Source organism: Streptomyces sp. NPDC002156 (assembly GCF_053593675.1).
In genome coordinates, this window is record NZ_JBSFDA010000025.1 from 27,300 (window position 1) to 49,825 (window position 22,526).

Annotated in this window: 20 protein-coding genes and 1 pseudogene; 16 read left to right on the forward strand and 5 right to left on the reverse strand. The window is 71.1% G+C overall.

The genetic code is table 11. The features are described 5' to 3' along the window. Positions 1-7: 7 nt before the first annotated feature. From ACWCRB_RS13635 to ACWCRB_RS13675, 9 genes are all read left to right on the forward strand, one after another. The gene (locus tag ACWCRB_RS13635; protein ID WP_450996197.1) at positions 8-1,123 is read left to right on the forward strand and encodes an Ldh family oxidoreductase; all 1,116 of its coding nucleotides are present in this window, start codon (positions 8-10) and stop codon (positions 1,121-1,123) included. Between the two features lie 67 nt (positions 1,124-1,190). Continuing rightward, positions 1,191-1,586, forward strand: a complete 396-nt coding sequence (locus tag ACWCRB_RS13640) for a VOC family protein (RefSeq protein WP_450996198.1) — start codon at positions 1,191-1,193, stop codon at positions 1,584-1,586. Between the two features lie 126 nt (positions 1,587-1,712). Further along, the gene (locus ACWCRB_RS13645; RefSeq protein ID WP_450996199.1) at positions 1,713-2,528 is read left to right on the forward strand and encodes a class I SAM-dependent DNA methyltransferase; all 816 of its coding nucleotides are present in this window, start codon (positions 1,713-1,715) and stop codon (positions 2,526-2,528) included. A 107-nt stretch (positions 2,529-2,635) separates the two neighbouring features. Next, positions 2,636-3,829: a pyridoxal phosphate-dependent aminotransferase gene (locus ACWCRB_RS13650; protein WP_450996236.1), complete on the forward strand. Its 1,194-nt coding sequence runs from the start codon at positions 2,636-2,638 to the stop codon at positions 3,827-3,829. 151 nt (positions 3,830-3,980) lie between these two features. Continuing rightward, the gene (locus tag ACWCRB_RS13655) at positions 3,981-5,225 is read left to right on the forward strand and encodes an Nramp family divalent metal transporter (RefSeq protein ID WP_450996200.1); all 1,245 of its coding nucleotides are present in this window, start codon (positions 3,981-3,983) and stop codon (positions 5,223-5,225) included. Between the two features lie 92 nt (positions 5,226-5,317). Beyond that, positions 5,318-6,598 (forward strand): MFS transporter, encoded by a 1,281-nt coding sequence (locus ACWCRB_RS13660; RefSeq protein WP_450996201.1) that lies wholly within the window; start codon positions 5,318-5,320, stop codon positions 6,596-6,598. Between the two features lie 167 nt (positions 6,599-6,765). After that, entirely contained in the window at positions 6,766-8,061 is a 1,296-nt protein-coding gene (gene pcaDC, locus ACWCRB_RS13665; protein ID WP_450996202.1) for a bifunctional 3-oxoadipate enol-lactonase/4-carboxymuconolactone decarboxylase PcaDC, read from the forward strand. A gap of 72 nt (positions 8,062-8,133) precedes the next feature. Then, positions 8,134-8,766: an MBL fold metallo-hydrolase gene (locus ACWCRB_RS13670; RefSeq protein WP_450996203.1), complete on the forward strand. Its 633-nt coding sequence runs from the start codon at positions 8,134-8,136 to the stop codon at positions 8,764-8,766. Between the two features lie 36 nt (positions 8,767-8,802). Continuing rightward, positions 8,803-9,582 (forward strand): exodeoxyribonuclease III, encoded by a 780-nt coding sequence (locus ACWCRB_RS13675; protein WP_450996204.1) that lies wholly within the window; start codon positions 8,803-8,805, stop codon positions 9,580-9,582. Positions 9,583-9,624: 42 nt separating this feature from the next. Here the strand turns inward: ACWCRB_RS13675 and ACWCRB_RS13680 are convergent, their stop codons facing one another. After that, the gene (locus ACWCRB_RS13680; protein WP_450996205.1) at positions 9,625-11,424 is read right to left on the reverse strand and encodes an SGNH/GDSL hydrolase family protein; all 1,800 of its coding nucleotides are present in this window, start codon (positions 11,422-11,424) and stop codon (positions 9,625-9,627) included. A gap of 176 nt (positions 11,425-11,600) precedes the next feature. Here ACWCRB_RS13680 and ACWCRB_RS13685 point away from each other — a divergent pair, with 176 nt between their 5' ends. Beyond that, complete coding sequence (locus tag ACWCRB_RS13685; protein ID WP_405534641.1) at positions 11,601-12,041, forward strand: DUF6278 family protein; 441 nt, start codon at positions 11,601-11,603, stop codon at positions 12,039-12,041. Positions 12,042-12,177: 136 nt separating this feature from the next. Continuing rightward, positions 12,178-12,921, forward strand: coding sequence for an amino acid ABC transporter ATP-binding protein (locus ACWCRB_RS13690; RefSeq protein ID WP_450996206.1), 744 nt, complete (start codon positions 12,178-12,180; stop codon positions 12,919-12,921). 204 nt (positions 12,922-13,125) lie between these two features. On the opposite strand, the pseudogene ACWCRB_RS13695 reads toward ACWCRB_RS13690, so the two are convergent. Both ACWCRB_RS13695 and ACWCRB_RS13700 read right to left on the reverse strand, forming a co-directional pair. After that, a pseudogene (locus ACWCRB_RS13695) lies at positions 13,126-13,320 on the reverse strand (acyl esterase); the annotation flags it as partial. A gap of 13 nt (positions 13,321-13,333) precedes the next feature. Then, positions 13,334-14,089 carry a hypothetical protein gene (locus ACWCRB_RS13700; protein ID WP_369031351.1) on the reverse strand — a complete coding sequence of 252 codons (756 nt, stop codon included), beginning with the start codon at positions 14,087-14,089 and terminating at the stop codon, positions 13,334-13,336. A gap of 103 nt (positions 14,090-14,192) precedes the next feature. Between ACWCRB_RS13700 and ggt the strand changes: the two genes are divergently transcribed. Further along, positions 14,193-16,001 (forward strand): gamma-glutamyltransferase, encoded by a 1,809-nt coding sequence (gene ggt / locus ACWCRB_RS13705; protein ID WP_450996207.1) that lies wholly within the window; start codon positions 14,193-14,195, stop codon positions 15,999-16,001. Between the two features lie 435 nt (positions 16,002-16,436). Here ggt and ACWCRB_RS13710 read toward each other — a convergent pair whose 3' ends face one another. Together ACWCRB_RS13710 and map are read right to left on the reverse strand one after the other, a co-directional pair. After that, positions 16,437-16,988: an N-acetyltransferase family protein gene (locus ACWCRB_RS13710; protein ID WP_450996208.1), complete on the reverse strand. Its 552-nt coding sequence runs from the start codon at positions 16,986-16,988 to the stop codon at positions 16,437-16,439. Next, positions 16,985-17,773 (reverse strand): type I methionyl aminopeptidase, encoded by a 789-nt coding sequence (map, locus tag ACWCRB_RS13715; RefSeq protein WP_450996209.1) that lies wholly within the window; start codon positions 17,771-17,773, stop codon positions 16,985-16,987. Before map ends, ACWCRB_RS13710 begins: the two co-directional genes overlap by 4 nt. A gap of 32 nt (positions 17,774-17,805) precedes the next feature. On the opposite strand from map, the gene ACWCRB_RS13720 reads away from it, so the two are divergent. The 4 genes from ACWCRB_RS13720 to ACWCRB_RS13735 all read left to right on the forward strand — a co-directional run bounded on the left by ACWCRB_RS13720 (position 17,806) and on the right by ACWCRB_RS13735 (position 22,522). After that, complete coding sequence (locus ACWCRB_RS13720) at positions 17,806-18,066, forward strand: helix-turn-helix domain-containing protein (protein WP_450408315.1); 261 nt, start codon at positions 17,806-17,808, stop codon at positions 18,064-18,066. Between the two features lie 162 nt (positions 18,067-18,228). Beyond that, the gene (locus tag ACWCRB_RS13725; RefSeq protein WP_450996210.1) at positions 18,229-20,232 is read left to right on the forward strand and encodes a hypothetical protein; all 2,004 of its coding nucleotides are present in this window, start codon (positions 18,229-18,231) and stop codon (positions 20,230-20,232) included. Between the two features lie 164 nt (positions 20,233-20,396). Then, complete coding sequence (locus tag ACWCRB_RS13730; RefSeq protein WP_369031345.1) at positions 20,397-21,239, forward strand: nitrilase-related carbon-nitrogen hydrolase; 843 nt, start codon at positions 20,397-20,399, stop codon at positions 21,237-21,239. Then, positions 21,236-22,522, forward strand: coding sequence for an aspartate aminotransferase family protein (locus tag ACWCRB_RS13735; protein ID WP_450996211.1), 1,287 nt, complete (start codon positions 21,236-21,238; stop codon positions 22,520-22,522). Before ACWCRB_RS13730 ends, ACWCRB_RS13735 begins: the two co-directional genes overlap by 4 nt. Positions 22,523-22,526 lie beyond the last annotated feature (4 nt).

The window sequence follows — 22,526 nt, forward strand, 5'->3', positions numbered from 1 at the left end:
AACCACGATGACGCACACCGGGAAACAGCAGGAGTGGCGGCGGCTGATCGATGCCACCGAACTGACGAGATTCACCACAGAGGTACTGAGTGCGGCGGGCGCGCGTCACACCGATGCCGCGGTCACCGCGGAGGTTCTCGTCGCGGCGGACCTGGGCGGGGTCGAAAGCCATGGGGTCGCCCGCCTGCGCCGCTATGCGGAAGGGCTGCGTAACGGCGACATCAACCGGTTCGGGGTGCCGGAGACCGTGACCGACAAGGGCAGTGTGTGCGTCGTCGACGCACACAACGCCCTGGGGCAGCCGGCGCTGTGCACGGCCGTCGACCTCGCCATCGACCGGGCGGGCAAGTTCGGTACCTCCGTGGTGACGGTCCGCCGCTCCAACCACATGGGCATCGCCGGCTGGTTCGCCGAACGCGGCGCCCGGGCGGGGATGTTCACCATGGTCTCCACCAACGCGGTGCCACAGGTGGCCCCGATGGGCACCAACGAGCCGATGTTCGGCACCAACCCGTTCTGCTACGCCGTACCCACCAGCGAGGGAACGCTCTGCTTCGACGGCGCGAGCAGTACCGTCTCCCGCGGCAAACTCGAACAACTGGACCGGTTGGACAAGCCGATGCGGCCCGGTTGGGCGCTGGGGCCGGACGGCCGCACCGCGTTGGGCGCCGCCGAGACCGTGACGGGTCTGATCAACCGCAAGGGGTACGCGCTGCTGCCGCTGGGCGGTGGCGACCAGGACCACGGCGGGCACAAGGGGTCGGCCCTGGGCCTCTTCGCGGAGCTGCTGTGCGGCCCGCTCGCCGGCGCCCGGTGGAGCCGGCACACGTATCAGGGAGGCGAAGCCGGTCTCGGCCACTTCGTGTTCTGTCTGAACCTCGACGCGCTCGGCGACCAGGGCGTCATCCGCGCGAGTGTCGAGCAACTGGCCCGGGAGGTCAGGGACAGCACTCCGGTCGACCCGCTGACCCCGGTGCGGATCCCCGGTGACCGCCGGCGCCTGGTCACCGAGAGGCGGCTCGCCGACGGAGTGCCCGTGCTGGAGTCCGTGGTGGCCGACCTCGACGACATCGCCCGGTTCGTCGGCATCGAACCCGTCTCCACCCTGACGTACGACACCTGACCCACGACAGCTGACGTCGGCACCGAGCCGATCCCTCATCCCCTCGTCGCAACCGGAGGTAGTTCCCATGAAGTACGAGCGACTCGACCACACCGTCCTCACCGTCAACGACATCGACGCCACCGTCGACTTCTACAGCCGGGTGCTCGGCATGGAGGTCGTGACGTTCAGCATGCTCGTCAACGACCGCAAGGCTCTTCGCTTCGGCGACACCAAGATCAACCTGCATGAGGTCGGCAAGGAGATCGCGCCGCACGCCCAGAACCCCGGCTCCGGCACCGAGCACCTGTGCTTCATCGTGTCGGACCCCATCGAGGAGGTCGTCGCGCACCTGGAGGCGCAGCACGCGGTGATCGAATCCGGTCCCGTGGAGCGCGTCGGTGTGCTCGGCCCGATCAACAGCGTCTACGTCCGCGACCCGGACGGCAACCTGCTCGAACTCAGCAACCACATCGAGCGCTGACCGCCGGACGCATCGGACGCATCGGACGCATCGGACGGACCGGTGGCGCGGTGCACCTTCGGCATCACCCGCCGGTCCCCCTCCCGGCCTCCCCAGGCGACCCCGAATTCCGCAGAGGACCAGCACATGCCCGTCCATGATCCGAACATCGATTTCTACGACGACCTCGCCGACAACTACCACCGCATGTACGAGGACTGGTGGGGCTTCGCCGCCCACTACGGCGAGGCGATGGCCGCGTTCCTCGCCGCCGAGGGCGTCGAACCGCCCGACGAGGTCCTGGACGTCACCTGCGGAATCGGCACCCAGGCACTTCCGCTGGCCGCCAAAGGCTACCGGGTGACCGGATCCGATCTCAGCGAGCGGGCCGTGGAGCGTGCCCGGCGTGAGGCGGCCTCCCGTGATCTGGACGCCCGGTTCGTCGTGAGCGATGTGCGTGAGGTCTACGAGCGGCTGTCGGGCACCTTCGACGCCGTCGTCTCGGGTGCCAATTCGCTGACGCATCTGCTGACCGACGACGACCTGATGCGGGCCCTGGCGCAGATACGTTCCTGCCTGCGCCCGCGAGGTGTGTTCCTCGCGACCATCCGGGACTACGACCAACTCGCGCTCGACAACTCACAGGGGCTGGCGCCGGAACACTTCGGGACCGGTGACGACCGCAGCATCGTCGTACAGGCGTGGGACTGGGCCGAGGACCGCCGGACTCTGACGACGAACCACATCCTGCTGCTCAAGAAGCGAAACCAGGACGGCTGGGACACCACGGTGCGCACCACGGACTACCGCGCCCTGCGCCGCGCCGAATTCGACGACGCCCTGACGGCCGGCGGGTTCACCGACATCCGGTGGTTCCTCCCCGGTCACGAGGACCCGCAGGGCGTCGCCCCGGAACACCAGACCGGCTACTACCAGCCGGTCGTCGTGGCGAGGGCGAGGTGAGAGGAACTGTGCGGCAGAGCCGTGCGGCGACCGTCAGCGAGCTGCCGAGGGCGGGGGAGAGCGCGGACAGCGAGGACCGGGCTCGACGCCCGGGCGGCCGGGGGCGGATCTCGGACCGCGTCGCCTCGATCACCGAGTCGGCCACGCTCGCCGTGGACGCCAGAGCCAAGGCGCTCATACGCGCCGGACGTCCGGTCATCACCTTCGGCTCCGGTGAGCCGGACTTCCCCACACCGTCACATGTCGTCGAGGCCGCCGCGGCGGCCTGCGCCGATCCGCGGTATCACCGGTACTCGGCCTCGGGCGGCCTTCCCGAGCTGAGGGAAGCCCTCGCGGCGAAGACCCTCCGCGACTCCGGGTACGACGTGGACGCCTCGCGGATCGTCGTGACCAACGGCGCCAAACAGGCCGTCCACCAGGCCTTCGCCGCGTTGCTCAACCCCGGCGACGAAGTGCTCGTGCCCGCGCCGTACTGGCCGACCTATCCGGAGGCGATCAGGCTGGCCGGCGCGATTCCCGTGCCGGTGTTCGCCGACGAGTCCACCGGCTACCGCGTCACGGTCGAGCAGCTCCAGCGCGCCCGGACGAAGAACACCGCCATGCTCGTCTTCTCGTCCCCGGCCAATCCGACGGGAGCCGTCTACGACCGGGCGGCGATCCGGGCCATCGGCGACTGGGTGGCCGAGCACGAGCTGTGGGTGATCTCGGACGAGATCTATGAACACATGGTCTACGGCGACGCGGAGTTCCATTCCCTGCCCGTCGTCACGCCCGCGGTGCGGGACCGGTGCGTCGTGGTCAACGGTGTGGCGAAGTCGTATGCCATGCCCGGCTGGCGGGTCGGCTGGGCGATCGCCCCTCCCGACGTCAGCGGCGCGATGACGACACTGCAGTCCCACGCCACCTCCAACGTCTGCAACATCGCCCAGGCCGCCGCATCGGCGGCCGTCTCCGGGGGCCTCGGCGCCGTGTCCGTCATGCGGGCGGCCTTCGACCGGCGGCGGCGGACGATCGTACGCATGCTCAACGAGATCGACGGCGTCGACTGCCCACGGCCCGACGGGGCGTTCTACGTCTTCGCCTCGGTGAAGGACCTGCTCGGCAGACGCGTCCGCGGACGGCGCGTCGGCACAAGTGCCGAACTGGCCGAACTGCTCCTGGACGAAGCCGAGGTGGCCGTCGTACCCGGTGAGGCCTTCGGCACCCCGGGCTACCTCCGGCTGTCCTACGCGCTCCACGACGACGACCTCGTCGAGGGCGTCGACCGTATCCGCCGGCTGCTCGCGGACGTCGAGGAGTGAGCCCCGGCCCCCGCGCCCTGATGCTGCGGTGCATCCGGATCCTCTTCGCCCTCGCCCTGGGACTCGCCCTCACCAGGTACGCCTACGACCTGTTGGTGTGACCGTCCCGCGTACTCCTCTTCCCTCTGACACCGATTGAGGTGAACCCACTGTGACGGCGGCCATCGAGTCCCCGGCAAGACCGGTTCGGCGCCGGGCCATGATGTACGGACCCGCGTTCGTGGCCGCGATCGCCTACGTGGATCCGGGCAACTTCGCCACCAACTTCGCCGCCGGCTCCCGGTTCGGCTATCTCCTGATGTGGGTCATCGTCGCGGGCAACCTCATGGCGCTGCTCGTACAGATGCTGTCCGCCAAACTCGGCCTGGCCACCGGCCGCGACCTCCCGCAGAACTGCCGCCGGCGGTTCCCCCGGCCGGTCGTGCTCGGGCTGTGGGCGCAGGCGGAACTGGTGGCCATCGCCACCGACCTCGCCGAGGTGGTCGGTGGCGCGATCGCGCTCAACCTGCTGTTCGGGCTGCCCCTGCCCGTCGGCGGACTCGTCACCGGCGCCGCGGCCTTCGCGGTGCTGGGGCTGGAGTCGCGGGGGTACCGCCGGTTCGAGGTCGCGGTGGCGGGCCTGCTCCTGGTGATCATCCTGGGGCTTGCCGTCGACGCCGTGCTGGCGGGCATCGACGTGTCCGGGATAGCCGGCGGCACCGTTCCCACGTTCGCGGGACCGGACAGCGTGCTGCTCGCCACCGGCATCCTGGGGGCGACCGTCATGCCCCATGTGATCTACCTGCATTCCAGCCTCACGAGCGCGCACGCACAGGACCTCGACCGGATCGAGCCGGGCTTCCGGCGCGTACCGCTCATCGGGTCCCTGCGGCGGGACGTGCTGTTCGGCCTGGGGGTGGCGGGGCTCGCGAACGCCGCCATGCTCACCATCGCCGCCCGGCTCTTCCACCCCACGGGGGAGAGCACGGACACCATCGGCGAAGTGCACAGCAGGCTGGGCGCGATGCTCGGCCAGGGCGCGGCGCTCGCCTTCGCCCTCGCGCTGCTCGCCTCCGGCTTCGCCTCGTCGTCGGTCGGCACCTACGCGGGGCAGGTCATCATGGCAGGGTTCCTCGACAGATCGCTGCCGCTCCTCCTGCGCCGCGGCATCACGCTCCTGCCGGCCATGGCCGTCCTGATCGCGGGGGTGGACCCGACGCACGCCCTGGTGTGGTCGCAGGTCGTGCTGTCGTTCGGCATCCCCTTCGCCTTCGTCCCGCTGATCCTGCTCACCCACAGCCACGAGGTGATGGGACCGCTGGCCAACCGGCCCCTGACCACGGCCGTGGCGTCCGTCGTCGCCGCGCTCGTCATCGGCCTGAACCTCTATCTGATCAGCCAGGTGTTCCTCGGCTGAGGTGCCCTCCCGAGGTGCCCCCTTACCGTCGCGAGTAACGCACACTATGCTTCATTGACCCTTACCTTCTGTTCGGAACGCGGAGCGACTCCATGCCCCAGTTACTACCGGCCACTGGACCGCAACGTGTCATCGCCGCGTCCAACTTCGTCTACACCGTCGGCAGCGGCCTCTATCTGACCGCCGGCGTCCTCTACTTCACGCAGGCGGCCCACCTACCGGTGGGTCAGGTGGGACTCGGACTGGCCATCGCCGGGTTCGTCTCGCTGGCCGTGGGCATCGCAGTCGGCCATCTCGCGGACAAACGCGGAGCGCGCGGCGTGTACGTCACCACGCTGTTCGTCCAGGCACTGGCGACCGCCGGCTTCATGCTGGCGGACAGTTTCTGGCCGTTCGTCCTCGTGGTGTCCATGGCCACCGGGGCGAAGGCGGCCGGACTGGCCGCACGCTCCCCGCTCATCCGGCGCTACGGGGGCGACCGGCCGCAGGAGTTCCGCGGCTACCTCCGTGCCGTCTCCAACATCGGTATCTCCCTGGGCGCCCTGCTGGCAGGCTGGACCGTGCAGGTCGGGACCCAGTCCGCCTACCAGTTGCTGGTGATCGGCAACGCGATCTCCTTCGCGGCAGCCGCTGCCGTCCTGGTCCGCCTGCCACCGGTCGAACCCGTGCCCACCGCCGGCGGTCCGCGCTGGATCGCCCTGCGGGACCGCCCGTACCTGCTGATCACGACCCTCGACGGCATCATGGCGATCCAGTTCAAGGTCCTCACCGTCGCCATCCCGCTCTGGCTCGTCGCGTCCACCACCGCCCCGCCCTGGCTCATCTCCGGCACCATGCTCGCCAACACCGTCCTCGTCATCGCCCTTCAGGTGAGAGCCAGCCGCAACGTCGACTCCGCCCTGGCCGGCGGCCGTGCCTACCGCCGGTCGGGCGTGGCCTTTCTCGTCTCCTGCTCACTGATCTCACTGTCCGCGGGGGTACCGACCTGGGCGGCCGTGGCCCTGCTCCTGACCGGGGTGGTGGTCCACACGGTCGGCGAGCTGTGGCACTCCGCGGCGGGTTTCGAGGTGTCCTTCGCCCTGGCTCCCGAACACGCCACCGGCCAGTACCTCGGCGTGTTCGGCCTGGGCGCGGGCCTGGCCGAAGCAGTCGGACCGACCCTCCTCATCTCGCTCTGCATCGGTTGGGGCCGCCCCGGCTGGTACGTCGTCGGAGCGATGTTCGCCCTGACGGGTCTGGCGGCACCGTTCGCCGTCCGCTGGGCACAACGCCCCGGACACGACCGGGAGGCCGTTCCCGCGCTCCTGGACAAGGCGCCGGCCGTGGCACCCCGGGGAACGTCGCCGCACCTCGCCGCCGACCAGGAGCGCTAGGCCTGTCGTTCGGATCACGCCGACTTCGGGCTGCGGCGCTGCCGGCCCGTGACAACTTCAGCCCGGCGAAGAATCCTTCCATGCCCGGGAGGTCTTTCACCTGATCCGGTCGACATCCTCACAACCCCCGTCATAGGGGCACTGAGAGATGTGGGAGCGTAAGCAGAGTGAGCGACGCATCGACCAACACCCTTCAGTACCGATTTGACGGGCCAGAAGACGCTCCTGTCCTGATCCTGGGGCCCTCGCTCGGTACCACATGGCACATGTGGGACCGGCAGGTGCCGGAACTGGTGAAGCAGTGGCGGGTCTTCCGCTTCGACCTGCCCGGGCACGGCGGCGCCCCCGCGCACCCCGCCGGATCGGTCACCGACCTGGCCACCCGCCTGCTCGCCACGCTCGACGCGGTCGGCGTGCAGCGCTTCGGCTACGCGGGCTGCGCGCTCGGCGGCGCGATCGGCGCCGAACTGGCGCTGCGCCACCCGGCGCGGCTGGCCTCGCTCGCGCTGATCGCGGCCTCGCCCCGCTTCGGGACGGCCGACGAGTTCCGCCAGCGGGGCGTGATCGTCCGGACGAACGGGCTCGACCCCATCGCCCGTACGTCCCCCGAGCGCTGGTTCACCAGCGGCTTCGCCGCCGCGCAGCCAGCGATCACCGAGTGGGCCGTACAGATGGTCCGCACCACCGACCCCGGCTGCTACATCGCGGCCTGCGAATCCCTCGCCTCCTTCGACGTACGGGGCGAACTGGCCCGCGTCGGGGTGCCGACCCTCGTCCTCGTCGGCTCCGACGACCAGGTGACCGGCCCCGCCGAGGCCCGCACCCTCGTCGCGGGCATACCGGACGCGCGTCTCGCGGTGGTGCCCGGAGCCTCGCACCTGGTCCCGGTGGAGCAGCCCGCGGCCGTCACCGACCTCCTCGTCCGCCACTTCTCGACGGCCTGGCAGCCCGCGTACGACAACCCGACCGGCCAGACGGCCATCTCGGCGGCGCCGCTCAAGCCGGTGCTGACCGCCGCCCAGCCGATCACCCCCATCGCGGAGATCGCGCCGGCCGCCGCACAGTCCGGCGGGCACAGCCGCCCGGACCAGTACGACGCCGGGATCAAGGTCCGGCGCGAGGTGCTCGGCGACGCGCACGTCGACCGGGCGCTGGCTCAGGCGGACGAGTTCTCCGGGGACTTCCAGGAGTTCATCACCAGATACGCGTGGGGCGAGATCTGGAACCGGCCGGGCCTCGACCGGCGCTCCCGCAGCTGTGTCACCCTCACCGCCCTCGTCGCGGGCGGCCACCTCGACGAACTCGCCTTCCACACCCGCGCCGCCCTCCGCAACGGCCTCACCCCGGTCGAGATCAAGGAAGTACTGCTCCAGGCCGCCGTCTACTGCGGGGTACCGGCCGCGAACAGCGCGTTCAAGGTGGCCCAGCAGGTCATCCGTGAGGAGACGACTCCCGAGGAGTGACGGGGGAGACTGGTGGTGAAACCACCAGTCTCGGCGGCCCACCACCCCGGCCCACGCGGCAGGATGGGACACATGAAGCTCACGAAGAAGTCGCACGCCTGCATCCGGCTGGAGAAGAACGGGCAGACGCTCGTCCTCGACCCCGGGGGATTCAGCGAGGAGGACGCCGCGGCCGGCGCCGACGCGATCCTGGTCACCCACGAGCACGCCGACCACTTCGACGAGGGACGCCTGCGGGCCGCCCTGGACGCCAACCCGGCCGCCGAACTCTGGACCCTCGCCTCGGTCGCGGAGCAGCTCTCCGCGGCCTTCCCGGGCCGCGTCCACACCGTCGGCCACGGCGACACGTTCACCGCCGCGGGCTTCGACGTCCAGGTCCACGGCGAACTGCACGCCGTGATCCACCCGGACATCCCGCGCATCACGAACGTCGGCTACCTCGTCGACGGAGCCGTCTTCCACCCCGGCGACGCCCTCACCGTCCCCGACCACCCGGTCGACACCCTGCTGCTCCCGGTCATGGCCCCGTGGAGCAAGCTCTCCGAGGTCGTCGACTACGTCCGCGAGGTCAAGCCGCAGCGCGCGTACGACATCCACGACGCCCTGCTGACGGATCTCGCCCGCCCGATCTACGACCGTCTGGTCGGCGGCCTGGGCGGCTCCGAGCACCACCGCCTCACGCCGGGGGCCTCGGCGGAGGTCTGAGCGGCGTTGTCAGACCCGGCGGGTAGGTTGTGGGGCATGCGTATCGCGACCTGGAACGTGAACTCGATCACCGCCCGCCTGCCGAGGCTGCTGGCCTGGCTGGAGAGCACCGGCACGGATGTGCTGTGCCTCCAGGAGGCCAAGGTCGCCGCCGAGCAGTTCCCCACCGACCAGCTGCGGGAGCTGGGCTACGAGGCGGCGGTCAACGCGACCGGCAGATGGAACGGCGTCGCGGTGATCTCCCGCGTGGGCCTTGAGGACGTGGTGCGGGGCCTGCCCGGCGACCCCGGCTACGAGGGCGTCGAGGAACCCCGAGCCGTCTCCGCGACCTGCGGCCCGGTCCGCGTCTGGTCGGTGTACGTACCGAACGGCCGCGAGGTGGACCACCCCCACTACGCCTACAAGCTCCAGTGGTTCGAGGCCCTGAAGGCAGCGGTCGCCGGCGACGCGGCAGGCAGCCGGCCCTTCGCGGTCCTGGGCGACTACAACGTGGCCCCGACGGACGACGACGTCTACGACCTGGCCGCCTTCGAAGGCCTCACCCACGTCACCCCGGCGGAGCGAGCGGCCCTCACGTCCCTGCGCGAGGCGGGCCTGACGGACGTCGTCCCCCGCCCCCTGAAGTACGACCACCCGTTCACGTACTGGGACTACCGCCAGCTCTGCTTCCCCAAGAACCGGGGCATGCGCATCGACCTGGTGTACGGCAACCAGGCCTTTGCCGGGGCGGTGAAGGACGCGTACGTCGACCGCGAGGAGCGCAAGGGGAAGGGGGCGTCTGATCACGCCCCTGTGGTGGTGGACCTGGAGGTGTAACGGTGCCTGGCCCCCCAGGGACGGCCACCAGACCCACGGTGCCTACGGAACCAGCGCCCCCAACGGCACCGCCCCCGCCAGCGCAGCCAACCCCGCGTCGCCGGGATGCAGATGATCTCCACTGTCGTACGCGGCCAGCAACCGTGTCGGCTGTGCCGGATCCCGCAGCGCCGCGTCGAAGTCCACGGCCCCGTCGAAACCACCGTCGGACACCGCCTCCTCGCGGATCCACGTGTTGACGGCGACCCGCTGACCGTCGACGACAGACGTGCACCGCGCCTCACCCCCGCACGGCCCGATCGTCGCGACCAGTACCCGCAGCCCCCGCGCCCGTACCCGTGCCGCCAGTTCCTCCAGCCCGGCGATGACATCGCCCGCCGACGCCCCCGTCCGCAGGTCGTTCACGCCCTGGAAGACGATCGCCGTACGGGCCGACGTCTGGGCGAGGACGTCCCGGTCCAGGCGGTGCAGGGCGCTCACCCCGCCCGAGTCGGTCGAGACGCCGTCGCCCGGATAGCGGTCGGTGAGGATGCGGTTCGCGGCGATGCCCTGGTTGAGGACGCCGTACTGCGGAACCGCGCTCTGGGCCCGCAGCCGGTCGGCGAGGACATCGGGCCAGCGCCGGTTGGCGTCCAGGGTCGAGCGCTCGCCGTCGGTGATCGAGTCGCCGAGCACCACCACCGACCCGGGACCCTCACCCACGTCGACGCCCGTCAGCAGCGGCCACGTCGTCAGCGTCGAGGTGTACGGCGTCGGGGAGCCGTCCGCCGTATGGTCGCCCGGCTCGCTGACGTACGAACGCTGCTGCGCGAGCCGGTGCAGCGGGGCCGCCGTCACCGTGTCCGGCAGATGGAAGCTCACCAGCAGGTTGGTGTCGGCGGGCACCGCGAAGTCCAGCGGATCGCTGAACGCCTGTGCCCCGGCCGGGAGTTCGACCCCCGCCGCACCCCCGAACGTCAGCGGCACCGGCGTACCGCTCGCCGTCGCGCCCGCCGACTGCACGGCCACCGTCGCGCTGCCGATCCGTACCGGCGCCGACGCGAAGGTGTTGTCGAAGCGGACCCGTACGCGCGGCCCGCCGGCCGAGGTGTGCACCACCAGCCGCAGGGTCCGGTCGGTCCAGGGGCCGACGGTCGCGTACGTCGAGGTCGGCGCCGCCCAACTGCCCGTCCAGGCGGCCGTGTCGGGCCGTACCGAGAGGGCGAACACATGCAGGTCGGCCGCGTACGGCAGCCGGACGGACTCGACCTCGTGCCCGCGTGCGATCGGCACGGTGACGACGTACAGCCGTGCCTTCTCGGCGAGTTGGCCGGTCGGCGTGTTCACATGCGGCAGGGCGACCGCCTTGGCGCCGAGGGGGCCGGTGCGCCAGTCCGGGGCGGTCAGCCGGTACGAGGACTCCGTGCCGTCCGCGTACGAGACCGTGCCCGCGCCGCTCACCTCGGAGCCGCCGGTGGCGGTGAGGAGGAACGCGAGGGCGTCGCCCTCCCCGCGCACCCGTACGGGCTGGCCGGCCGCGCGGACGTTGTCCGGCTCGCCAGGGTCCCGGCAGGGCCAGGTCAGCTTCGCGCCCTGGACGGTGAGGGCGCGGCCCCTGGTCCAGCCGGCGGCCGTCAGGTCCTGGGCCGACAGGGAGGCGCCCGAGCCGTCGAAGTCGGCCGCGTCGGGGAGGGCGTCGTCGCTGACCGCGGTGTTGTCGAAGTACTGGGTGAGGGGCAGGGGTTCGGTGGCCTCGGCCGTCGACGACAGGGGGGTGAGCGTCGCGAACAGGGCGAGGATGATGCCCGGGCCCCAGAGACCTCGGAGTCCCGGTCCCCGCCCGACTCGGCTACCTCGGCGCATGTGCGTCCCCTCGGTCGACTCGGCCCGCCGCTCAATGCAGTGTGAAGCTAAAGAGGTACCAGGTACCCGTCAATGCGGCAGGTGTGCCGGGCACGGGTGTGCGAGGAAGTTGGCCGGAACCGGCGGCCCCGCGCGCCCAGTGGTGCGGTCGGCGGTGTGAATGACACGCTGGACGTATGAACATCCCTTTCCTGGGCAACTGGCGCAAGAAGCATGGACTCGCCCGAGGGGTGGCGGTGTTCTCCGAGGGGGAGCACGACCCCGAGGCGGTCGCCGGGCTTCTCTCCGAGTGCGAGCTGCTCCGCTCCCAGGCGGGCCGGGAGGGCGTCGAACTCGACGACTCCGCCGCCTCGTTGGAGGCGCTGGACCAGCTGCTGCCGGGCTGGCGGGACGACGAGGAGGCACTGTCCTGGCTCGGCAACGACGCGGGCCTCTACCTCGGCACCGTCATCGTGCGGACCGTCCCGGGCGCCACCTGGGACTTCTGGCCGAACGGCCAGCCCGTCGTACGGCTGTCGTCGGGCCGTGAGTTCGACGTCGTCGCCTCCGGTCACGCGTGGGCGTCCAGCGGTGCCCCCGAGCTGTCGCAGCTGTACGCGGAGGTCGCGGAGTCCTAGCCGAGGGGGGAGTGCCGGGGGTATGGCTGACGTAAATACGGCTTATGACCGAAAAGTGCGTGTCGTGTCCTCACTCCACTCTTGTGTGGATAGTTTGCGGCAACCACGACACAGCTGAGAGTAAGTAGGGCTGGGCATGGCCGTCGATCCGCTGATCGAGCTGCAGGAAGTCAACAAGCACTTCGGTGAGCTGCATGTTCTCCAGGACATCAACCTCACCGTCGGCAGGGGGGAGGTGGTCGTCGTCATCGGGCCGTCCGGGTCGGGCAAGTCCACTCTGTGCAGGGCGATCAACAGGCTGGAGCCGATCGAGTCCGGGACGATCAGGCTGGACGGACAGTTGCTGCCCGACGAGGGCAAGCCGCTCGCGCGACTGCGGGCCGAAGTCGGGATGGTGTTCCAGTCGTTCAATCTCTTCGCCCACAAGACCGTGCTGCAGAACGTGTCGCTGGGGCAGGTCAAGGTGCGGGGGCGGAAGAAGGACGAGGCCGACAGACGCTCCCGTGAGCTCCTCGACCGGGTGGGCCTCGCCTCGCAGGCGCCGAAGTACCCGGCCCAGCTCTCCGGCGGCCAGCAGCAGCGTGTGGCCATCGCGCGCGCCCTCGCCATGGACCCCAAGGTCATGCTCTTCGACGAGCCGACGTCGGCACTCGACCCGGAGATGATCAACGAAGTCCTGGAGGTCATGCAGCAACTGGCCCGCGAGGGCATGACGATGGTCGTCGTCACCCATGAGATGGGCTTCGCCCGTTCGGCCGCCAACCGGGTCGTGTTCATGGCCGACGGCCGCATCGTCGAGGACCGCAGCCCCGACGAGTTCTTCACGAACCCGCGCAGCGACCGCGCCAAGGACTTCCTCTCCAAGATCCTCAAGCACTGACGGCCGACGCCGGCCGGGGCGGGAAATCGGCCGCGGCGAACCTCGACTACGATTTGCGGTTCATCCCCGTGGTGTTGGCGACCCGGCCGGTCCGCGACGGGGATGGGGACCGAGGCCGTGGACGTGGCACCGGCCGAATCAGGGACGCTGCTGCCAGGCGGGCAGTAGTAGAAGGGCATGCGTTCGCCCGGCGGCAGCCGGAGATCACTGCTCGCGCAGGGGTACCGACACCAGTGAGGCGTCGTGCTCCGGCGAGGAGGAGGTCAGCTGCGCGCCGGTCGGGTTGTGCTCGACGCGGAGCGGGTCGCCCGGGCCGACCAGCTCGCCGAGGCCGAGCGGGCCCACGTCGCAGAGGTACGCGACGTGGGCGCCGCTCTCCTTGGTTCCGGAGACCGCGCTCCACCACCGCGGGCTAGGAAGCGCGGTGGGTGCTGCGCGGGGCGACGGCGGGCAGCGGTGTCTGTGCCACCCGGGTGATGTCCGTGACGACCTCGACGACATCGGGCCCGTACGCCTGCGAGTTGACGACCTTCAGGAGCAGGGCGAACGAGTTGTTGCCGTGTTTGCGGGCCAGCCGTTCGTGGTTGCGGGCGAGATAGCGGGTCGCCGCCTGGTTGGTGATCGCGCGCTGGCCGCAGAAGAGGAAGACCGGCCGGGCCTCGCCGCTCTGGCCGGCGGTGAGCCGCGCGAGGATCACGTACTCGCTCTTGCCCCCCTCCAGCCGGTAGCGCTCGGTGCCGATCTGGAAGGCGCCGCGGTCCGGGCCGGGTTCGGCGTCGACGTTGACGCGGACGCCGGGCAGCAGCGAGTGCAGATGGGCCAGCATGCGGCGATTGGAGGCCGGACCGCCCACGCAGAACTCCGTCCGCTCGCCGAACCCCTGTTGTGCGGCGTCGTGGGCGACGACCTGGGCGTGGGCGTTGCAGTCCTTGATGAGGGCGGAGAGCTCCAGGAGCGCGAACACGTCGTGGCGCATCACCGTCAGCTCGGGGCCACCGGCCTCGCGGTTCACCACGAGCAGCGACTCGGAGTTGTCCGGCAGCCCGAAGAAGGCCTGCTTGCGGCGGAGTTTGCGCCTCCACAGATAGGTGCGGGCCAGCCAGCCGAGGGCTGCGCTGATACCGGCCGCGACCACACCGAGGACGATATTGCGCACATCGTCAGTCATGGGCGCGCATGTTAGCGGTCGACCGGACCGGTGTTCGAGGGGCCCTTACGGGACCACGGGGATGAAGTTACGCTGCGCGGACGGCTGTTGACTGGAGGTATCGATGCGTCGCCCTGTCGCGCGGAATCTGGCGGTCCTGGCGGTTTCGGCTGCTGTGGTGTCGGTGGGGGCGGCGGCGCCACCCTCCGGCGCCACGCCGGCGGATACCGCTCCGGAGAAGGTCCCGGTCGCCGTCGGGTACGGCGGTGCCGTGGCGAGCGTGGACGCGGACGCCTCGGCCGCCGGGATCGAGATCCTGCGCAAGGGCGGCAACGCGGTGGACGCCGCCGTCGCCACGGCCGCCGCGCTCGGGGTCACGGAGCCCTACTCCAACGGCATCGGCGGAGGCGGCTACTTCGTCTTCTACGACGCCAAGTCCCGTACGGTGCAGACGATCGACGGCCGCGAGACGGCACCCCTGACGGCCGACTCGGGCCTGTTCCTGGAGAACGGCCAGCCGATCGCCTTCGCCGACGCCGTCACCAGCGGCCTTGGCGTCGGTACGCCGGGCACACCGGCGACCTGGCAGGCGGCGCTGGACAGTTGGGGCAGCAAGCGGCTCGGTACGCTGCTGAAGCCGGCGGAGAGGCTGGCGCGCGACGGCTTCACGGTGGACGACACGTTCAGGTCGCAGACCGCGTCCAACGAGGCGCGGTTCAGATACTTCCCGGACACGGCGGAGCTGTTCCTGCCGGGCGGGGCGCTGCCGGTGGTCGGGTCGACGTTCAAGAACCCCGATCTGGCGCGTACGTACGAGGAGTTGGGCCGCAAGGGCGTCGGCGCCCTGTACCGGGGCAAGTTGGCGAAGGAGATCGTCGACACGGTCAACGAGCCGCCGGTGGACCCGGGTTCGGGCTACAACGCGCGCCCCGGCAAGCTGTCGCTGACGGACCTCGCCGCCTACCGGGCGAAGCGCCAGGCGCCGTCGAAGACCTCGTACCGGGGCCTGGGCGTCTACTCGATGGCCCCCTCCTCGTCCGGCGGGACGACGGTGGGCGAAGCCCTCAACATCCTTGAGAAGACGGACCTTTCGAAGGCGAGCGAGGTCCAGTTCCTGCACCGCTACATCGAGGCGAGCCGGATCGCCTTCGCGGACCGGGGGCGCTGGGTGGGCGACCCGGCCTTCGAGGACGTACCGACGAAGGAGCTGCTGTCGCAGTCGTACGCCGACTCGCGCGAGTGCCTGATCAAGGACGACGCGGTGCTGACGAGCCCGGTCGCACCGGGCGACCCGCGCAACCCCGCCGCCTGCAACACCGCCGGGGTCGCGGCGCCGACGACGTACGAGGGCGAGAACACGACGCACCTGACGGTGGCCGACAAGTGGGGCAACGTCGTGTCCTACACGCTGACGATCGAGCAGACCGGCGGCAGCGGCATCACGGTCCCGGGCCGCGGATTCATCCTCAACAACGAGCTGACCGACTTCTCCTTCGCCCCGGCCAGCCCGGCCGTCCCCGACCCGAACCTGCCCGGCCCGGGCAAGCGACCGCGCTCGTCGATGTCCCCGACGATCGTCCTGGACGCCCACGGCAAGCCGGTCGTGGCCCTCGGCTCACCCGGCGGCGCGACCATCATCACGACCGTCCTGCAGACCCTGACGAGCTTCCTCGACCGAGGCGTTCCGCTGGTCGACGCCATCGCGGCACCGCGCGCCAGCCAGCGCAACCAGGCAACCACGGAGCTGGAACCGGCCCTGTGGAACAGCGAGTTGAGGACCAAACTGGAGGCCATCGGCCACGGCTTCCGCCTCAACCCCGAGATCGGCGCGGCAACCGGCGTACAACGCCTCCCGAACGGCAAGTGGCTGGCGGCAGCGGAGACGGTACGCCGGGGCGGCGGCTCGGCGATGGTGGTGCGGCCGGCGTCCTGAGCCGGCCGGGGGGCTCCGGGCGGTGTCTGGCTGATGCATGCCGACCGCCCGTCCTCGCGGTCGCGGCCTACGGCAACGAGGCCGGGCAGACTCGCCTGCGGCCTGCGGCCTGCGGCCTGCGGCCTGCGGCCTGCGGCCTGCGGCCTGCGGCCGGGGCGGGCGGTTGCGGCGTGTTCGGTGCCGGTTGGTCCTCCTCGTGGTCGCGGACCACGGCTGCGGCGCAGGTGTGCTCGTGTGCGGTCGGCGTCCTTGGTCGGCCGGGGGGGGCTCCGGGCGGTCGGCCGCACCTGGAGCGGCGGAGCGCAGTCACAGGGCGGACGTGCTCGCGGCGCGGCGTCCTTGGTCCGCCGAGGGCGGGCGGCGGTGTGTGGGGCCGGTGGCTGGCCCTCGTAGCCGCGGGCGGTTGTCGCGGGGAGGATCTACTCGCGTGCGCGGCTACGAGGCCGGCGGCCCGTCCCTGTACACGCGGACCTCCGCCGACGGCCACGTGTACTCGATCTCCTGCACCGTGAAGCCCGCGGCCATCCGCAGTGGGCGTTCGGCCGTGCGCAGGCCGCCCGCTCGTTCGTAGAAGGCGATCGCGCGGGTGTTGCCGGCCAGGACCTCCAGGTAGATGTCCTGGCCGGGGTGGTGGCCGGCGGCCCAGGCGAAGCCTTCGTGCAGAAGGGTGCGGCCGATGCCGGTGCCGACGTGGTCCGGGCGGGCGTGCAGGTTGTCCACGTGGACGCGGCCGTCCGTGGCCGTGTCCAGGTGGATGAAGCCGCGGAGTTCGTTGTTCTGTTCGGCCAGCAGGAGGCATCGGTCCGGTGACAGGTCGGCCGTGCGGGCCTGCCACTTGGCGAGGTGCTCCGCCGCCAGCGGGCCGGCCAGGTACGCGGCGGGCATGAGCGCGGTGTACGCGCTGCGCCAACTGGCCGTGTGCAGGGCCGCGATGCTCTCCGCGTCCGCCGAAGTGCCGTTCCTGATGCGCATGGAGCCGTACGTCACGCCCGGCTCGTGTGCGCTTCCTGGCGTGCCGTGAGGATCCGGGGCCCCGACTCGGTGATCGCCACCGTGTGTTCGGCGTGGGCCGCGCGGGAGCCGTCGTTCGTGCGCAGGGTCCAGCCGTCCGGGGCCTCGTGGTAGCCGTCCTTGCCGCTGCCGATCAGCATGGGCTCGATCGCCAGGACCAGGCCGTGGCGCAGCGGCATGCCCCGGCCGGGGCGGCCCTCGTTCGGGACCGGCGGGTCCTCGTGCATCCGGCGGCCGATGCCGTGGCCGCCGAAGCCGTCCGGGATGCCGTACCCCGCCGTACGGCACACCTCGCCGATCGCGTGCGCGATGTCGCCGATGCGGTTGCCGACGACCGCCGCCGCGATGCCCGCCGCGAGGGCCCGCTCGGCGGTCTCGACGAGCCGTACGTCGGCCGGGCGCGGCTCGCCCACGACGAAGCTCATCGCCGAGTCGCCCGCCCAGCCGCCCAGTTCGGCGCCGAAGTCGGCGGAGACGAGGTCGCCGCGCAGCCGGTAGTCGTCCGGGATGCCGTGCACGATCGCGTCGTTCACCGAGAGGCAGAGCACCGCCGGGAACGGCGTCGGTGCGAAGGAGGGGCGGTAGCCGAGGAAGGGGGAGGTCGCTCCCGCCGCGCGCAGCACCTCGTGCGCCACCTCGTCCAGCTCCCGAAGGGAAACGCCCACGTCAGCGGCCGCTCGGACGGCCGTCAGGCCTCTGCCGACCACCTGGCCCGTCTCGTACATGGCATCGATCGCTGTGTCTGTCTTGAGTTCCACCATGCCAATTACTATACCGGTATTAGAATGGCGGCATGGTACGCACTCCTCTCACCCCCGAAGAGCGTGAACGCGGCGAGCGGCTCGGTCGGCTGCTGCGTGAGGCGCGTGGTGGCCGCAGCATGGCGGAGATCGCGGCCCGCGCCGGAATCTCCGCCGAGACCCTCCGCAAGATCGAGACCGGACGGGCGCCGACGCCGGCGTTCTTCACGGTCGCGGCCCTCGCGCGGGTCCTCGGACTCTCCATGGACGAACTCGTCGGGCAGTGCGCGCCACTCGCCCCGGTCGCGGCGTGAGTCCCGTCGCGCGGTTCCGGCCATTGTGACCGTGGTTCACATCACGTTCCGCTGGGTGCGCGGTACTCTGCGTCCGGTCCGAAAACCCCCCGTAGCCCTTCCGTAACACGACTGGTGTTTTCTACGGGGCGGAGTACTCCGTTCGGGCATGGGGTGGACATCATGGCGGTGGAACAACTCCCGGGGCAGGTGCGGGAGTTCGCGCGGTATCTGAGCGGCCTGCTGGCCCGCCTCGACCAGGGCGCGGGCTGGTGCGGCGTGTTCTGGCAGCGCGACCCCGACGGTATGCGCGCCTGTCTCGAGGGGTACGAAGTGCCGCCCTGGGACGTCGTGGAGGCGCTGCTCCAGGATCTCGCCACCGAATACGGAACCGGTGCCGTCACCCCCGAGGCCGAGCGGGCGCGTGCCCTGCACCAGGCCTCGCTCACCGCGTTCGACACCCGGCCCGGCGCCCGCGACACCCTCGGCGACCGGCTCGACGTGATGCTCCGCGAACAGAAGTACGCCGCCGAACGGCTCGCCGAACTGGGCCGGTTGCTCAACTCCGCCGGTACCCACGAGGAGGCCGAGGGCTTCCGCCTCGACCTCGCCTGGGCCCACGACGACCACGAACGCGCCACCGCGCGCTGCGCCGAACTCCGGTCCCGCCTGGACCAGTTGGCCCGCCGGGCGGTGAGCGGCGCGACCATTCCCCGCCGCGACCCCGACGACGAGGCGGGCCTGTTCGCCGCCCGCGTCCAGAACGTCCAGCACCCGGCCGACGCACTGAACCTGCCCAGGCAGCGCACCGACCTCGACACCGACGAGCACCGCCCGACCGGCGACCCGGCCGCCTGGCACGACGGCGAGGACGGCGTCCGCGGACAGCGCTCGGTCGACGGGACGGCCGTTGGGTACGAGGACGGGCGTGGCGCCCGCCGGCAGGGCGCGGCTGACGACACGGCTGGCTGGTACGACGGCGAGGACGGCGTCCGCGGACAGCGCTCGGTCGACGGGACGGCTGTCGGGTACGAGGACGGGCGCGGCGCCCGCCGGCAGGGCGCGGCCGACGACACGGCTGGCTGGTACGACGACGAGCGCGGCCCCCGCCGACAGAGGGCGGACGACCGGCAGGCCGCCGGGTACGAGGACGGGCGCGACTCCCAGACGCAGGCCCCGGACGGCTCCGGTCCCGCCCGTCACGGAGACGACCACGACCCTGGCGGGCCGGGTTCCGACGACGACCTGCGCCCCTGGCGCGGTCACATCCGCCGCTCCGGCGGCGCGGACGACCACGAGGACCCCCGCCAGGCCGACGCCCCCGACACCCCGGAACCCCCGGTCGGGCGCACGACACCACAGCTCCCCGCCGACTGGTACGACCCCCCGGCCCCAGCCGTCACCCCCGAACCCGACCCCGTGCCGGAACCCGGCCGCGCCTCTAAGCAGCGCTCCAAGCGCCGCACCCGTGGCAGCGCCCGGTTCGCCGGGATGATGGACGACGCGGACACCGGCGCCACGCCCACCGTCGACCCCACCTCGATGCCGGTCATGCCCGCGCCGGCCGCCCCGACCCGCCGTACCCCGCGCGGGGCGCGCTTCGCCGGGTCCGCCGCTGCCGCGAAGCCCGCCGCGCCCAAGCGGGAGGCGCTGGACGACGACGCCCGGCACGACACGATCGACGCCGTCCGTAGCCTCGTACGACTGCGGAGCGAGGGGCGTAGCGGGGAGGCGCACGCGCTGCTCGTCGAGGCCGCCTACTGGCCCGCCGCCCGTTTCCCGCTGCTCGCCGCCGAGCTGCACCGCGCCGGGCTAGGCGCCGACTGGGCGACCCTGCTCTGGGAGGCCGCGTCCCTGCCGGCCGGCCAGCTGGTCGCCGCTGCCGATGCGCTCGTCGCGGCCGGGCGGGGGAACGACGGCCAGCAGATCCTGCGGCAGGGCATCGTGCGGCCGGCCCACGAGGTCGGCGAGGCCGTGCTCGGGCTCGTCGAGGAGGGCAGACAGCGCGAGGCACGCGCGCTGCTCGACGCGTACGTCCGCGTCCGCACCCCCGAGGAGGCCGCCCGCAGTGTCGGCCCCGACCCCCAGCACCTCGTGCCGCTGCTCCTGGAGGCGGCCCGGGGCGCGTCCGAGGACTGCTACTGGGATCTGGTGCACGCACTCCGGGTGGCGGGCCACAGTGCGTGACCCGGGTGTGTGGGACTCGCCCACCGGGGTGTGAAACGTGATCGACTCCGCGGGTTAACGGCGATGGTCTTGGCAAGGCTGTTCCGGAGGCTTACTTTCAAGCCCCTACGACCTCTGTCTACGGGCGTAGAGGCTCTCTGACATCCAGCCGGAAGGAGCAGGTCATGGCCAACGTCGTACGTGCCGCTCTGGTTCAGGCCACCTGGACCGGCGACACCGAGTCCATGGTCGCCAAACATGTGGAGCACGCCCGTGAGGCCGCCCGGCAGGGTGCCAAGGTCATCGGGTTCCAGGAAGTCTTCAACGCCCCCTACTTCTGCCAGGTCCAGGAGCCCGAGCACTACAGCTGGGCCGAGCCCGTGCCCGACGGGCCGACGGTGGTTCGTATGCAGGAGCTGGCGCGCGAGACGGGCATGGTCATCGTCGTCCCCGTGTTCGAGGTCGAGCAGTCCGGGTTCTACTTCAACACCGCGGCCGTGATCGACGCCGACGGGACCTACCTCGGCAAGTACCGCAAGCACCACATTCCGCAGGTCAAGGGGTTCTGGGAGAAGTACTACTTCAAGCCCGGCAACCTCGGCTGGCCGATCTTCGAGACGGCCGTCGGGAAGATCGGCGTCTACATCTGTTACGACAGGCACTTCCCCGAGGGCTGGCGGCAGCTGGGCCTCAACGGCGCGCAGCTCGTCTACAACCCGTCCGCCACCTCGCGCGGCCTCTCCGCCTACCTCTGGCAGCTGGAGCAGCCGGCCGCGGCCGTCGCCAACGAGTACTTCATCGCCGCCATCAACCGGGTGGGGCAGGAGGAGTACGGGGACAACGACTTCTACGGGACCTCGTACTTCGTGAACCCGCGCGGCCAGTTCGTCGGCGAGGTCGCCAGCGACAAGGACGAGGAACTCGTCGTGCGGGACCTGGATTTCGATCTCATCGAGGAAGTCCGGCAGCAGTGGGCCTTCTACCGGGACCGGCGGCCGGACGCGTACGAAGGGCTGGTGCAGCCGTGAGCGATCTGTACGGGCGTCACAAGGCCGTCCTGCCGGACTGGCTCGCCCTCTACTACGAGGACCCGATCGAGATCACACACGGCGAGGGCCGGTACGTGTGGGACGCGAACGGGAAGCAGTACCTCGACTTCTTCGGCGGCATCCTCACCACGATGACCGCGCACGCGCTGCCCGAGATCACCAAGGCGGTGAGCGAACAGGCCGGGCGGATCATCCACTCGTCCACGCTCTACCTCAACCGCCCGATGGTCGAACTGGCCGAGCGGATCGCCCAGTTGTCCGGCATCCCGGACGCCCGTGTCTTCTTCACCACCTCCGGCACGGAGGCCAACGACACGGCCCTCCTCCTCGCCACCTCCTACCGGCGCAGCAACCAGATCCTGGCGATGCGCAACAGCTACCACGGGCGTTCGTTCAGCACGGTCGGCATCACGGGCAACAAGGGCTGGTCCCCGACCTCCCTGTCCCCGCTGCAGACCCTGTACGTCCACGGCGGCGTCCGCACGCGCGGCCCGTACGCCGACCTGAGCGACGCCGAGTTCATCGCCGCGTGCGTCGCCGACCTGGAGGACCTGCTCGGTCATGTCCGCCCGCCCGCCGCCCTGATCGCCGAGCCGATCCAGGGCGTCGGGGGCTTCACGTCTCCACCCGACGGGCTGTACGCGGCCTTCCGTGAGGTGCTGGCGGCGCGCGGCATCCTCTGGATCGCCGACGAGGTGCAGACCGGCTGGGGCCGCACCGGCGAACACTTCTGGGGCTGGCAGGCGCACGCGGAGAACGGTCCGCCGGACATCATCACCTTCGCCAAGGGCATCGGCAACGGCATGTCCATCGGTGGCGTCGTGGCCCGCGCCGAGATCATGAACTGCCTCGACTCCAACTCCATCTCGACCTTCGGCGGCACCCAGATCACCATGGCGGCCGGCCTCGCCAACCTCACGTACCTCCTGGAACACGACCTCCAGGGCAACGCCCGGCGCGTCGGCGGACTGCTCATCGAACGGCTGCGGGGCGTCGCCGCGCAGCTTCCGGGCGTACGGGAGGTCCGTGGGCGCGGGTTGATGATCGGCGTCGAGCTGGTGAAGCCCGGTACCGACACCGCCGACCCGGAGACCGCCGCCGCCGTGCTCGAAGCGGCCAGGGAGAAGGGGCTGCTCCTCGGTAAGGGAGGCGGCCACAACACGAGCGCGCTGCGCATCGCACCGCCGCTGTCGCTCACCGTCGCGGAGGCCGAGGAGGGCGCCGCGATCCTCGAACGAGCTCTGAGGAGCTGCGTCCAGTAACACC

Bases quoted from the DNA above. Each gene is read 5' to 3' on its own strand.
- ACWCRB_RS13635 (WP_450996197.1), top strand. From the start codon at position 8: ATGACGCACACCGGGAAACAGCAGGAGTGGCGGCGGCTGATCGATGCC.
- ACWCRB_RS13640 (WP_450996198.1), top strand. From the start codon at position 1,191: ATGAAGTACGAGCGACTCGACCACACCGTCCTCACCGTCAACGACATC.
- ACWCRB_RS13645 (WP_450996199.1), top strand. From the start codon at position 1,713: ATGCCCGTCCATGATCCGAACATCGATTTCTACGACGACCTCGCCGAC.
- ACWCRB_RS13660 (WP_450996201.1), top strand. From the start codon at position 5,318: ATGCCCCAGTTACTACCGGCCACTGGACCGCAACGTGTCATCGCCGCG.
- ACWCRB_RS13670 (WP_450996203.1), top strand. From the start codon at position 8,134: ATGAAGCTCACGAAGAAGTCGCACGCCTGCATCCGGCTGGAGAAGAAC.
- ACWCRB_RS13675 (WP_450996204.1), top strand. From the start codon at position 8,803: ATGCGTATCGCGACCTGGAACGTGAACTCGATCACCGCCCGCCTGCCG.
- ACWCRB_RS13680 (WP_450996205.1), bottom strand. From the start codon at position 11,424: ATGCGCCGAGGTAGCCGAGTCGGGCGGGGACCGGGACTCCGAGGTCTC.
- ACWCRB_RS13685 (WP_405534641.1), top strand. From the start codon at position 11,601: ATGAACATCCCTTTCCTGGGCAACTGGCGCAAGAAGCATGGACTCGCC.
- ACWCRB_RS13690 (WP_450996206.1), top strand. From the start codon at position 12,178: ATGGCCGTCGATCCGCTGATCGAGCTGCAGGAAGTCAACAAGCACTTC.
- ACWCRB_RS13700 (WP_369031351.1), bottom strand. From the start codon at position 14,089: ATGACTGACGATGTGCGCAATATCGTCCTCGGTGTGGTCGCGGCCGGT.
- ggt (WP_450996207.1), top strand. From the start codon at position 14,193: ATGCGTCGCCCTGTCGCGCGGAATCTGGCGGTCCTGGCGGTTTCGGCT.
- map (WP_450996209.1), bottom strand. From the start codon at position 17,773: ATGGTGGAACTCAAGACAGACACAGCGATCGATGCCATGTACGAGACG.
- ACWCRB_RS13720 (WP_450408315.1), top strand. From the start codon at position 17,806: ATGGTACGCACTCCTCTCACCCCCGAAGAGCGTGAACGCGGCGAGCGG.
- ACWCRB_RS13725 (WP_450996210.1), top strand. From the start codon at position 18,229: ATGGCGGTGGAACAACTCCCGGGGCAGGTGCGGGAGTTCGCGCGGTAT.
- ACWCRB_RS13730 (WP_369031345.1), top strand. From the start codon at position 20,397: ATGGCCAACGTCGTACGTGCCGCTCTGGTTCAGGCCACCTGGACCGGC.